Source organism: Mycolicibacterium smegmatis (assembly GCF_001457595.1).
GTDB classification, from domain to species: Bacteria; Actinomycetota; Actinomycetes; order Mycobacteriales; family Mycobacteriaceae; genus Mycobacterium; species Mycobacterium smegmatis.
The window spans coordinates 6,577,160-6,589,172 of sequence record NZ_LN831039.1; the positions used below are offsets into that span (position 1 = coordinate 6,577,160).

At 68.1% G+C, this 12,013-nt stretch carries 11 protein-coding genes; 4 read left to right on the top strand and 7 right to left on the bottom strand.

Annotation, left to right across the window (positions count from 1 at the left end; translation table 11 throughout):
- Window positions 1-4 precede the first annotated feature (4 nt).
- From AT701_RS31840 to treS, 3 genes are read right to left on the bottom strand one after another with little or no spacing between them, the layout of a single operon-like run.
- A complete protein-coding gene (locus AT701_RS31840; RefSeq protein ID WP_058127283.1) occupies window positions 5-1,996 on the bottom strand; it encodes an MFS transporter in 1,992 nt (663 codons plus the stop codon).
- Window positions 1,997-2,047: 51 nt separating this feature from the next.
- On the bottom strand, window positions 2,048-3,373 hold the full coding sequence (locus AT701_RS31845) for a maltokinase N-terminal cap-like domain-containing protein (RefSeq protein ID WP_058127284.1): 1,326 nt from the start codon (window positions 3,371-3,373) through the stop codon (window positions 2,048-2,050).
- Window positions 3,370-5,151, bottom strand: a complete 1,782-nt coding sequence (gene treS / locus AT701_RS31850; RefSeq protein WP_003897929.1) for a maltose alpha-D-glucosyltransferase — start codon at window positions 5,149-5,151, stop codon at window positions 3,370-3,372. The genes AT701_RS31845 and treS overlap by 4 nt, the downstream gene beginning before the upstream one ends.
- Window positions 5,152-5,424: 273 nt before the next feature.
- Between treS and AT701_RS31865 the strand changes: the two genes are divergently transcribed.
- The 3 genes from AT701_RS31865 (at window position 5,425) to AT701_RS31875 (ending at window position 7,358) form a co-directional block, all read left to right on the top strand.
- Window positions 5,425-5,814, top strand: coding sequence for a hypothetical protein (locus AT701_RS31865; RefSeq protein ID WP_003897932.1), 390 nt, complete (start codon window positions 5,425-5,427; stop codon window positions 5,812-5,814).
- 120 nt (window positions 5,815-5,934) lie between these two features.
- Entirely contained in the window at window positions 5,935-6,735 is an 801-nt protein-coding gene (locus AT701_RS31870; protein ID WP_058127285.1) for a HugZ family pyridoxamine 5'-phosphate oxidase, read from the top strand.
- Window positions 6,736-6,779: 44 nt separating this feature from the next.
- Window positions 6,780-7,358: an orotate phosphoribosyltransferase gene (locus AT701_RS31875; RefSeq protein ID WP_003897934.1), complete on the top strand. Its 579-nt coding sequence runs from the start codon at window positions 6,780-6,782 to the stop codon at window positions 7,356-7,358.
- Window positions 7,359-7,362: 4 nt separating this feature from the next.
- On the opposite strand, the gene AT701_RS31880 is transcribed toward AT701_RS31875, so the two are convergent.
- Genes AT701_RS31880 through AT701_RS31895 form a run of 4 tightly spaced genes read right to left on the bottom strand, consistent with a single transcriptional unit; the run spans window position 7,363 to window position 11,262 of the window.
- Window positions 7,363-8,427, bottom strand: a complete 1,065-nt coding sequence (locus tag AT701_RS31880; protein ID WP_058127286.1) for an ABC transporter ATP-binding protein — start codon at window positions 8,425-8,427, stop codon at window positions 7,363-7,365.
- Complete coding sequence (locus tag AT701_RS31885) at window positions 8,424-9,245, bottom strand: ABC transporter permease (RefSeq protein ID WP_003897936.1); 822 nt, start codon at window positions 9,243-9,245, stop codon at window positions 8,424-8,426. The genes AT701_RS31880 and AT701_RS31885 overlap by 4 nt, the downstream gene beginning before the upstream one ends.
- Window positions 9,242-10,102 carry an ABC transporter permease gene (locus AT701_RS31890; protein WP_058127287.1) on the bottom strand — a complete coding sequence of 287 codons (861 nt, stop codon included), beginning with the start codon at window positions 10,100-10,102 and terminating at the stop codon, window positions 9,242-9,244. The genes AT701_RS31885 and AT701_RS31890 overlap by 4 nt, the downstream gene beginning before the upstream one ends.
- 8 nt (window positions 10,103-10,110) lie before the next feature.
- On the bottom strand, window positions 10,111-11,262 hold the full coding sequence (locus AT701_RS31895) for an ABC transporter substrate-binding protein (RefSeq protein ID WP_011731336.1): 1,152 nt from the start codon (window positions 11,260-11,262) through the stop codon (window positions 10,111-10,113).
- A 229-nt stretch (window positions 11,263-11,491) separates the two neighbouring features.
- Here AT701_RS31895 and AT701_RS31900 point away from each other — a divergent pair, with 229 nt between their 5' ends.
- A complete protein-coding gene (locus tag AT701_RS31900) occupies window positions 11,492-11,998 on the top strand; it encodes a hypothetical protein (RefSeq protein WP_003897939.1) in 507 nt (168 codons plus the stop codon).
- Window positions 11,999-12,013: the final 15 nt, after the last annotated feature.

Sequence of the window (12,013 nt, forward strand, 5' to 3'; positions counted from 1 at the left end):
GGAATCAGGCCCTGACGCCGATCCACCGCTCGCGGTGTTGCGGTGGCCGCGGTGCGTGCACCGTGCGGCGGACCGCCAGACGTTCGGTCTCCGGCTCACCCTGCACCGCGGGCGTGCCCGCACCGGGGCGTGGGGTGCCGCCCAGCCTCTCCAGGTAGCCGATCAGCGCTGCGACGTCCCCGTCCTCCCAGTCGGCGACGGCCCGCCCGAGACCCTGCACGTGTTGCGCGCGCTGCTGTTCCAGGCGTTCGTGGCCGTAGCGGGTGAGCGAAAAGACCGGTGCCAGGCCCGCTCTGGCGTCGGCACGCACCAGCGCGTCACGCACCAGCCGGGTCAGCTGCCTGCCGGTCTCGGCGCGGTCCGCGCCGACCGCGAGATCGTCCAGCGATGCCCGTCCGGCGGCGTCGATCCGGCTCATGACGAGATACGCGGGCCGGTCCAGCCAGCGTCTTCCCCCGACCCTGTGCATCGAGGTCAACGCGGCTTCGAGGTCACGTACCTGCTGCTGTGACGGGGCGGTCGCCGGAGACGGGGCAGACACGGCCAACGACACTGTGGCGGGCTCGTTCTCGTCACACGCCGTTGCGCGTACTGAGCCGACTCGCGGGATCGCCAGGGCGATGAGCGCGGCACCCGCCGCCGCGCCCGCGGCGATGAACAACGCGGTGCGGAAGCCGTCGAGGGACGGCAGCACGTGACCCGCGAGGGTCACGGTCATCTGCGCGAGAACCGCGCTCATGACCGCACTCGACGTCGAGGTGCCCAGTGACCGCGCGAGCGTGTTGATCCCGTTGGCGGCCGCGGTTTCCGACACCGGCACCGCGGCGTTGATCAGGGCGGGCATGGCCGCGAACGCGAATCCGACGCCGCTGCTGACGACGAGACTGAACACCAGCACACCCACCGGGCTGCCCAGCAGTTGTGTGCCCAGCAGATAACCCGTCGCGATCACCGCGCTGCCGACGATGAGCGCGAACTTGGGTCCGCGTGCGGCGACCACGCGCGCAGCCAGCGGTGCGGCCACCATCATGGCCAGGCCACCGGGCGCCATCCACAAGCCCGCGGCAATCATGCTCTGCCCCAGGCCGTATCCGGTCTCCGACGGCATCTGCAGCAGCTGCGGCCCGACCAGGCTCATCGCGAACATGCCGAAGCCCACGGCGATCGAGGCCAGGTTGGTCAGCAGCACCGGGCGCCGCAGCGTGGTCCGCACATCGACGATCGGCGACGGCGCGCGGTACTGCCACCAGCCGAACACCGCGAACGTGACGACGGCGCCGGCGAACAGGCCGAGCGTCGTCGTGCTGCCCCAACCCCACGTGGCGCCCTTGGAGATCGGGAGCAACAGCATCACGAGCCCGGCCGCCAGGGTGAGCGCGCCGAACGGATCGAACCGCCCGCCGGACACCGGCGGGATGTCGGGGACCAGGAACACGAACAGCAGTACCGAGGCCAGGCCGAGCGCGGCCGCACACCAGAACAGCGCGTGCCAGTCGAAGTGCTGGGCGATCACGGCCGACAACGGCAACCCGAGGGCGCCGCCCACGCCCAGCGATGCGCTCATCAGTCCCATGGCGGCACCGACGCGTTCGGCGGGCAGGGACGCGCGCAGCACGCTGATTCCGAGTGGGATGACCGGCGCGCCGAAACCCTGCAGGGCCCGGCCGATGATCAGCGGGATCAGTGACGTCGTGGTCGCGGCGACGACGGATCCGGCGACCAGCAGTGCGGCACACACGATCAGGATCCGTTTGGGGCCGTACATGTCCCCGAGCCTGCCCAGCACCGGTGTCGCCACCGCTCCGGTGAGCAGTGTCGCGGTGATGGCCCATGATGCGTTGGCGGGGCTGGTCGACAACAGCGTGGGAAGCTGCGGGATGAGCGGGATCACCAGCGTCTGCATGAGCGAGACGCTGATACCCGCGCCGGCCAGCGCGGCGACCAGGAACCCGGCTTTCGCAGGGCGCCCAACGCCGACGGCTTTACGATTAGGCATACTAATCAAAGTAAATGAATAGCGTGCCTATGTAAAATTTGGTGGCGGTTCTCACTCCAGAAGACGTGCGATGGAGCCCAGAGGGATGGGCAGCCAGCTCGGGCGGTGCCGCGCCTCGTACGCGGCCTCGTAGACCGCCTTGTCCAGTTCGTAGGCCGCCAGCAGGTCGGCGCTGTCACGCGGATCGGTCCCGGCCTCGGCGGCGTACCCGTCGCAGAACGACGCACAGTTGCGCGTCACCCATTCCCGGGCCCGTGCCGCGAGCTGACGGGCGCGGTCGTCGTCGTCACCGGCCTGATCCACCAATCGCTGGTGCGCCGCGTACTCGAACGACCTCAGGATGCCCGCGACGTCACGCACCGGGGTGTCCGGGCGGCGACGCTCGTCGAGCGGCTGGCCCGGTTCACCCTCGAAGTCGATCAGCAACCAGCCTTTGGGTGTGCGCAGCACCTGCCCGAGATGCAGGTCGCCGTGCACGCGCTGCACGGTCATCGTCGTGTCCGCGAGCTTGTGATAGCGCTCCTCGATCTGCGGAACATGTTCGCGCAGTTCGGGAACCGCGTCGACGGCGGCGGCGAGGCGCTGCGCCATGACGTCGGCGGGGAACGGCACCTCCTCGGTACCGAGTTCGTGTGCCAGGCAGGCGTGCACCGATGCGACGGCCTCACCGAGCCGGTAGGCCTCGCCGGCGAAGTCCCCGCCCACCTCCTCGGCGTACAGGTCACCCTCGGCGAACAGGTCGCGCGTGCTGGTGGTCGCCATGTCCCAGCCCTCGGCGGAGTTCGCGGCGAACTCGGTGACCATGCCCAACGCGTAAGGCTCGCCCTCCCATTCGGTTTCGAACGAGCCGAGGAGCCTGGCGACGTGCGGGTTGCCTGCCCGGGCCAGGACCCGGTTGAGTTCGATGTCGGGGTGCACACCGGGCGTGATGCGCCGGAAGAGCTTGAAGATGGCGTCCTCGCCGAAGACCACGCTGGTGTTGCTCTGTTCGGCACCGAAGACCCGCGGCGGCGCGTCGAGCGGCAGTTCGACGTCGGGTTCGCGGACGAACCGCACGTTCTGCACGGTCGCCGATTCGTCGATCAGCGACAACAGGTATCGCGTGGCGTCGGGGTCGTAGAGCGCGTCGTACGCGGTCTGCCCGTCGGCGATGCCGATCGTGGCGACCACGCTGTACTCGTCGATCGGTCCGCTTCCGGTCGCGACGATCACCTGGTAACGCTCATCGGGACCGCCGGCGTAATTCGCCTGCAGCAGCACCAGTTCCAGCCCGTCGCGCAGCGGCACCGCCATTGCGGTTGTGGCCGAGACCAATTCACGGTTACGTCCGGCGTACCAGCGCTGCTGGGTCAGCCAGTCCTCGAATTCGACACTCATTGCTGCGCTCCCGGTTCTGGATCGGGTTCTCGAAGCTGGAACCAGTAGAACCCGTGACCGGGCAGGGTGAGCAGGTACGGCAACTGGCCGATACTCGGGAACTCGACGTAGCCGGTCATCTCGACGGGTATGTAACCGGCCCACTGCTGGAGATTCAACTCGATGGGCTGGGGGAAGCGGGACAGGTTGTTGACACACAGGACGGCATCGGTCTTCGCGCCGCCGTCGCCCTGTTGGCGCGTGACCTCCCGGATGTACGCCAGCACCGACGGATTGGAGCCGCCCAGTTCGCGGAACGTGCCGACTGCGAAGGCATCATGGCGGCTGCGCACGGCCAGCATGTTGCGCGTCCAGTTCAACAGCGAGCTGGAGCTGTCGAGTTGCGCCTCGACGTTCACAGAGTGGTAGCCGTACACCGCGTCCTGGTTGGGCGGCAGGTAGAGCCGGCCCGGAGTCGCCTTGGAGAAGCCCGCATTGCGGTCGGGGGTCCACTGCATGGGCGTACGCACGCTGTCGCGGTCGCCGAGCCAGATGATGTCCCCCATACCTATCTCGTCACCGTAGTACAGCACCGGCGACCCCGGCAGCGAGAGCAGCAGCGCGGTGAACAACTCGATCTGGTTGCGGTCGTTCTCCAACAGCGGTGCGAGCCTGCGCCGGATGCCGACGTTGGCCTTCATCCGCGGGTCCTTGGCGTACTCGGCGTACATGTAGTCACGTTCTTCGTCGGTGACCATCTCGAGCGTGAGCTCGTCGTGGTTGCGCAGGAAGATGCCCCACTGCGCGGTGTCGGGGATCGGCGGGGTCTGCGCCAGGATCTCCGAGATCGGGAAGCGGGACTCGCGCCGCACGGCCATGAAGATCCGTGGCATCAGCGGGAAGTGGAACGCCATGTGGCATTCGTCGCCGCCGGTGTCCGGGTCGCCGAAGTACGCGACGACGTCGGCGGGCCACTGATTGGCCTCGGCCAGCAGCACGCGCCCCGGGTACTCGTCGTCGATCGCCTTGCGGCACCGCTTGAGAAACGCGTGGGTCTCGGGCAGGTTCTCGCAGTTGGTGCCCTCGCGCTCGAACAGGTACGGCACCGCGTCCAGACGGAAACCGTCGATGCCGAGGTCCAGCCAGAACCTCAGCACGTCGAGCATCGCCTCCTGTACGGCCGGGTTGTCGTAGTTGAGGTCGGGCTGGTGGCTGAAGAAGCGGTGCCAGTAGAACTGCCTGCGGACGGGGTCGAACGTCCAGTTCGACTCCTCGGTGTCGACGAAGATGATGCGCGCGTCGGGATACCTGTCGCTGGTGTCGCTCCAGACGTAGAAGTCGCCGTAGGGGCCGTCGGGATTGTGCCGGGATTCCTGGAACCACTCGTGCTGATCGGAGGTGTGGTTCATCACCAGGTCGGTGATGATGCGGATGCCCCTGCGGTGGGCCGCGTCCAGCAGGGTGACGAAGTCGTCGACCGTGCCGAACTCGGGCAGCACCTTGTAGAAGTCGCGGATGTCGTAACCGCCGTCGCGCAGCGGCGAATCGTAGAACGGCGGCAGCCACAGGCAGTCGACCCCGAGCCACTTGATGTAGTCGAGTTTTTCGGTGAGGCCGCGCAGATCACCGATACCGTCGGCGTTCGAGTCGTAGAACGCCCGCACCAGCACCTCATAGAACACCGCGTGCTTGAACCAGTTGGTGTCGGTGGGAAGCGTGCGCGCATGACCGAAGTCCTCGGCGTTCGGATGCTCGACGATCCCCGCCTCGACATGGCTGCCCTGCGTGTGCTCCTCCATCGGTGTTCAACGTACCCACTTCCGGGGCGGCAGACACCCGGTGATCGAAATGTCCTCGCAGCAACGCGATTCACGGCCACAACCAGGTTTGCCCAGAAATCAGCGGTTGAATAAGAGGCGATGGCGGGTTAGGTTTTCCCCGGTCTGATCTTGTCGCTGGGAAACACTTTCCGGCGGTCCGCAACGCTTCGACGAGGGATATCTGTGGCTGAGTCCGCACCGAATGATGGTGAAGCACCGGTAATCGTTGGTCTGTCCGATGCGGCGATGCACATGTACACCGCCGCGATCGACGCGCTTCCGCCCGTCGGCGACGCGGAGTTCCCCGAACGCGCCGCGGTGGTGCTGAGCGGTCTGCGCAAACTTCAGGGGTCGCTCGCCGAGGCAGCGAGCCGCAGCCGCGCCACGCCGTCGGTGATCGTCGCGCTCAGCGGCGTCCGCACGCGGTACGACGAACTGATGACGACGGCGGCCGAGGGCCCCGGTGCGACGCTGGGTCAGCGCCTCTATGTCGCGCGTCTGCGCGCCAAGCTCACCACCGCGGAGGCCGCCAACGGTATCGGCGTGCGCAAGGACCTCATCGAGGCCGTCGAGGCCGAGGAGCCCGCGACCGAGGCCGAGACCGCACAGATCAAGGATCTGATCGCCGCACTCGGCGGCTAGGCAGGCCGTTCGCGACGCCGGTTTGCCGTCGCCGCACCGGATTCTCCGCGGGCTAAACACACGGCGTCCGGCGTCTGAAGAGCCGCCCCGGGGACACGCGGTCGACGGTATGGTTCGCGCGTGGCTGTTCGCGATCACGGAGACCCCGGGGATGCCCCCTCCGTCCCCCCGCCGTTGACACCGGTTGCCGACGTCATACGTCCGTCCGCGGCCGAGGAGGCCCGCACGATCGCCGCGTCGACCAATGTCGGCACGCTGGCGACGCTGACCACCGAAGGCGATCCGTGGGCGTCGTTCGTGACGTACGGACTGCTCGGCGGCGCGCCCGTGCTGTGCGTGTCCGACATGGCCGAGCACGGACGCAATCTCGCGCACGACCCGCGCGCCAGCATCGCGATCGTCGCGCCGTCCGCCGAGTCCGATCCGCTCGCCAGCGCCCGCGTGACGCTCGCCGGGGTCGCCGAACGGCCCGAAGGCGACGAGCTCGCGGCCGCGCGCGCCGCGCATCTCGACGCGGTCGCGGCCGCCAAGTACTACATCGACTACAGCGACTTCTCGGTGTGGGTGCTGCGTGTGCAACGCGTGCGCTGGGTGGGCGGGTACGGCCGCATGGACTCCACAACCGGCGAGGCGTACGCGGCCGCCGAGGCCGACCCGGTGACACCGCGCGCGGCCGGGGCCATCGCGCACCTCAACGCCGACCACGCCGACTCGCTGCTGGCGATGGCGCGCAACCTCGGCGGCTACCCCGACACCGGTGAGGCCGTGTGTACGGGAGCCGACCGCTACGGCCTGGATCTGCGCGTGACAACCGAGCGTGGTGTGGCGTACACCAGGGTCGGCTATGCCGCCCCGATCAGCTCGTTCGACCAACTGCGCGCGGCAACAGTCGAATTGGCGCAGCGCGCAAAACAAAGCTGAGTGCAGGCGCGATACCCGCAGGCCGGTGCAATACGATCGCGGGTATGCCTGCTGCCATCGAGCGCCCGGACACCTGGCAAGCCGCCTTCGACCTGATCCGTACCCGCGGCTACGAGCACCGCGAAGAGCCCTTCCGGCTCGCCAGCGGGCAGCTCAGCCACGACTACATCGACGGCAAGTACGCCATCGACACCGGTGAGCGCATGAGGATCGTCAGTGAGGCCGTCGCCGACCTGGCGAAGGCCATGGGCATCGAGTACGACGCCGTCGGCGGTTTGACGATGGGCGCCGACCCGCTGGCCCACGGCGTCGCGATGGTCACGGGCAAGGCCTGGTTCTCGGTGCGCAAGGAGCAGAAGAGCCGCGGTCGTGAGCAGTGGATCGAGGGCACCCGCCTCGAGCCGGGCACGCGGGTGCTGCTGGTCGACGACGTGATCAGCACCGGCGGCTCCACCGAGATCGCGTACGACCGGGTCACCGCGGCAGGCGCCGTGGTCAGCGGTGTCATCCCGATGGTCGACCGCGGCGACATCGCCGCGGGCCGGTTCGCCAAACGCGGCGTGCCGTTCGCCGCGCTGGTCACCTACCGCGATCTGGGCATCGAACCCGTCAAGGACGTCTAGGGATTCACACCACGAGCACCGGTGCGGGTTCGAGCCCGACGCTCACGGTCTGACCGGCCTCGAAGGCACGTGCCTGCGAGCTGGGCAGCTGCGCATGGATGACCGGTCCGTCGGGCAGGTTCACGTACACCCGCGAGATCGGGCCGAGGAACGCCACCGAGGCCACCGTCGCGTTGCCGTCCGGATCATCCTGCACCGTAACGGATTCCGGCCGCACCATCGCGGTGCCGGCACCCGAGCCGACCGAACCGGCCAGCGTCGGGACCGTGGCGCCGAGCACCCGGGCCTTCCCGTCGGTCACCTCCGCCGGGATCTTGTTGTGCAGGCCGACGAACTCAGCGACGAACGGGGTCGCCGGGTTGGCGTACAACTCTGCGGGTGCGGCGAGCTGCTCGAGCTTGCCCTGGCTCATCACGCCGACGCGGTCGGCGACGGCGAGCGCCTCCTCCTGGTCGTGCGTGACGAACAGCGTCGTCGTACCGACTTCGAGCTGCACACGCCGGATCTCGTCGCGCAACTGCGCGCGGACCTTGGCGTCGAGCGCCGAGAGCGGCTCGTCGAGCAGCAGCACCCGGGGCGCGATCGCGAGCGCGCGGGCCAGTGCGACGCGCTGCTGCTGCCCACCGGACAGCTCGTTGGCGTACTTGTTCTTGTGCGCACCCAGACCCACCAGGTCGAGCATGTCGGCGGCCGTGGAAAGCCTGTCCCGCTTGGACTTACCGCGCATCTTCAATCCGAACGCGACGTTGTCCAGCACCGTCAGGTGCGGGAACAGGCTGTAGGCCTGGAACACCATGCCCATGTCGCGCTTGTTGGCGGGCACCGAGCTGACATCGCGGCCGTCGACCAGCACCGTCCCCGAGGTCGCCTCGTCGAGCCCGGCCAGGATCCGCAGTGCTGTGGTCTTGCCGCACCCGGACGGCCCGAGCAGCGCCACCAGTTCACCCGGCTCCATGCGCAGGCTCAGTCCGTCCAGCGCCTTGACACTGCCGTAGCTGCGCGTGAGGTCGACCAGTTCGACGGCCACCCCACTCGTGGCCCCGGCGGCACCGGTCCCCGGAGTACTCACCCCTGATCTCCTAACGTCCTACGACGGCCGCGCGTGAGAACCGCGAGTGCCAGCAACAACACGAAGCCCAACAGCAGCACCGCAAGCGACGCGGCCACCGAGGTGGGGCCGTCGCTCTTGCCGATCAGCACGATCTGCACCTGCAGGGTCTCGAAGCCGCTCAGTGACGCGATGGTGTACTCGCCGAGTACCACCGCGATGGATATGAAGGCCGCGGAGAGGATTCCGGACCAGATGTTGGGCACGATGACGCGCGTGATCGTGGTGAACCAGCCCGCCCCCAGCGAGCGTGCCGCCTCCGAAAGCGTCTGCAGGTCGATCGCGGCCAGTGCCGAGTCGATCGCGCGGTAGGCGAACGGCAGCACCAGCACCACGTAGACGAACGTCAGCGTCAGTGCCGACTCGCCCAGGAAGTAGGTCACCCACAGGTAGACATTGCGCAGGCCGACGACGATCACCAGGGCCGGGATCGTCAGCGGCAGCAGGCACAGGAACTCCACGATCCGGCGAGCCCACCTCGCGCGCAACCGCACCCAGATCATCGTGGGCACCAACAGGACCAGCATCGCCACCACCGTGAACACCGCGAGCAGAAGCGAGATCACGATGGCGCGGTACAGCGCCTCGTCGGCCACCAGGTTGCCCCACGCGGCCAGGGTGCGCCCGCCCGAGATCAGGTTGCGCGTCGAGAAGTCGGCCATCGCGTACAGCGGGAACAGGAAGAACAAACCGAAGAGCACCCACAGCGTCGCGCGCACCGCGCGCCGCAGGGCACGGTTGCTCCCGGTGCTCGTCCCCGTGGTCGTCGAAGTGCTCATCGCAGCCACCTCGCGGTGCGACGCATCATCGCGTTGTAGGCGAACATCACGACCGCGACCACCACGATCATCTCCAGCGCCAGGGCGTAGGCGAACCCGGACTGTCCCATCACCACCTCACTGGTGAGCGCGGCCCGGATCAGCAGCGGCACGATCGGGCTGCCCTGACTGACCAGGGCAGCCGCGGTGGCGTAGGCGGCAAATGCGTTGGCGAACAACAACAACGCCGAGCCGAGGAACGCGGGCATCAGCAGCGGCACCGCGACCTCGCGCAGGTACTGCCACGTCGAGGCGCCGAGATTCACCGCGGCCTCGCGCCACTGCTGGCGCAATCCCTCGAGCGCCGGGATGAACACGATCACCATGAGCGGGATCTGGAAGTACGTGTACACCAGGATCAGCCCGGCCAGGCCATAGAGCCAGCCCGAACCCGCGAGGTCCCAGCCGAACAGTTGCCGCACCCACAACGTCAGCACGCCGTTGAGCCCGATGGTCGCGAGGAACGCGAACGCCAGTGCCACACCGCCGAACTGGGCCAGCACGCTGCACAGCGCCAGCACCGCGCGGCGCAGCATCGACGCCGGTGGGCTGCTGACGATCAGCCAGGCGAGCGCCGCGCCCAGCACCGCACCGAGCAGTGCGGTACTGGCCGAGAGGATCACGCTCTTTCCCAGCGCCGTCAGCGCCGACCCGGTGAACAGCGCGAAGATGCGTTCCAGCGAGAAGGATCCGTCGGCGAAGAACGCCATCACGATCACCGTGACCGTCGGCACGATCAGGAACACCGTCACCACCGCCACGAAGGGCAGAAGCGGCAACGCGTCCCTGATCTGCCGACCCAGGGTGCGGCCCGACATAGGTGGTGTCAGCCGATCGCCTTGGCCCAGTTGTCGGCCAGATACTTTGTGGCGGCCTCGGTCTGCTCCGGGGTCGGGTTGGTCACCGGGCCGTGGACCACCGGCAGGTCGGCGAACGCGGCTTTGTCCTCGGTACCCGCGGCGATCATCGCGTCGGCGCGCACGGGGCGGACACCGCCTGCGGCATACAGGTTCTGGCCCTCATCGCTGAACAGGAACTCCTGCCACAGCCGTGCGGCCGCCGGATGCGGGGCGCCGGAGTTGATCGCCTGGTAGTAGTAGCCCGCGACAGGCGCGTTCTCGGGCACCAGGACCTGCCAGCTGGGGACCTTCTTGCTCTCGGTGGCGTTGAGGTAGTTCCAGTCGATCACCACGGGCGTCTGCCCCGACTCGATGGTCGCAGGCGTCGGGTCGACCGGCAGGAAGTTGCCCGCCTGCTTGAGCTTCGAGAAGAACTCGACGCCGGGGGCGATGTCATCGGCCGAACCGCCCTGCGCGACCGCCACCATCAGCACACCCGAGAATCCGGCGCCGGCCTGCGTGGGATCGCCGTTGAGCGCGACCTTGCCCTGGTACTCCGGCTTGAGCAGATCTTCGACGCTGGTGACCGGCGGCACCTTGGAGGTGTCGAAGCCGATCGACATGAAACCGCCGTAGTCGTTGACCCACTTGCCGTCGGCGTCCTTGTACTCCGCCGGGATGTCGTCGAACGTCGCGACCTTGTACGGAGCGAACATCGACGTGTTCGCCAGTGCCACCGACTGTCCGAGGTCGAACACGTCGGGCGCACTGCTCTTGCCCTTCTGCTGGTTTGCCGCGTTGATCTCGTCCTGGCTCGACGCGTCGGGCTGGGCCGAGTTCACCTTGATGCCGTATTTGTCCTCGAACGCGCTGATGAGCGCGCCGTAGTTCGCCCAATCCGGTGGCAGCGCAATCACGTTGAGCTCGCCCTCGGCCTTGGCCGCCTCGACCAGCTTGTCCATCCCGCCGAAGTCCTCGGCCGAGGTCGCCTCGGACACCTTGACGCCGCTCTCGGTGTCACCGCCGCTGGATTCCTTCTCGGGCGGTGCGCAGGCCGCCAGGCCCACGGCGACCAGAGCCGATGCCGCGACGGCGGCGGCTCTGGGCAGGATCCGATGTGCGGTCGGGAGAATGATCATGGACAGAACCTTCCGATGGTCAGGAGGCGTCGCGGTGGCGCCCCGGTTACCGAAGCTCATCGCCAACCGGTCACCTGGGTGAACAAGTCCGCGGCAGGACCGCGTCGTTCTGCACAGGCGCATCGCACACTATCGTGACCTCGCCAAACTCGCTGCCGGTTCGCACCCAATCCCGCCGATGCGGACCTTGTCGAGCATTTCCCCAGGTCGTCCCGCTAACATCGACAAGATGTCCGAACGCGAAGCTGGGGGTAGCTTCGACTATCTGTGGGAAGAGCTCACGCCGCCCCCTGTACCCGAGCAGAACGGGTTCGACGCGTTCGACGACAACACGTGGGACTTCAAACCCGCACCCGTGCCGTGGTACCGGACCAGGGGCGCCGCGGTCGCGCTGACCGCGGCCGGCATCGCGGCCGCCGCGATCGTGGTGTCGCTCGTGCTGCTGTTGCTGCGGGACACCTCGCCCGTCGACGACGAGCAGACCACGACGGTCACCCCGACGACAACGGCCACGATCGCGCCGTCGCCCTCGTTGCGCGTCGGCGTACCTCCCGCGGCGCCACCTCCTCCCCCTCCCACCACACAGGAGGAAGAGGCCCCGAGGCAGGCGCCGGTGTACCGGCCGCCGCAGCGGCAGCGGGAGTCCACCAAGAAACCCGAGATCGGTGTGACCCGTACGCCGGTCACCCGCTCCCCGATCAGCGTCGCTCCACAACAGCGGGCGCCACGGAACTGATCGCGCCTACCCTGG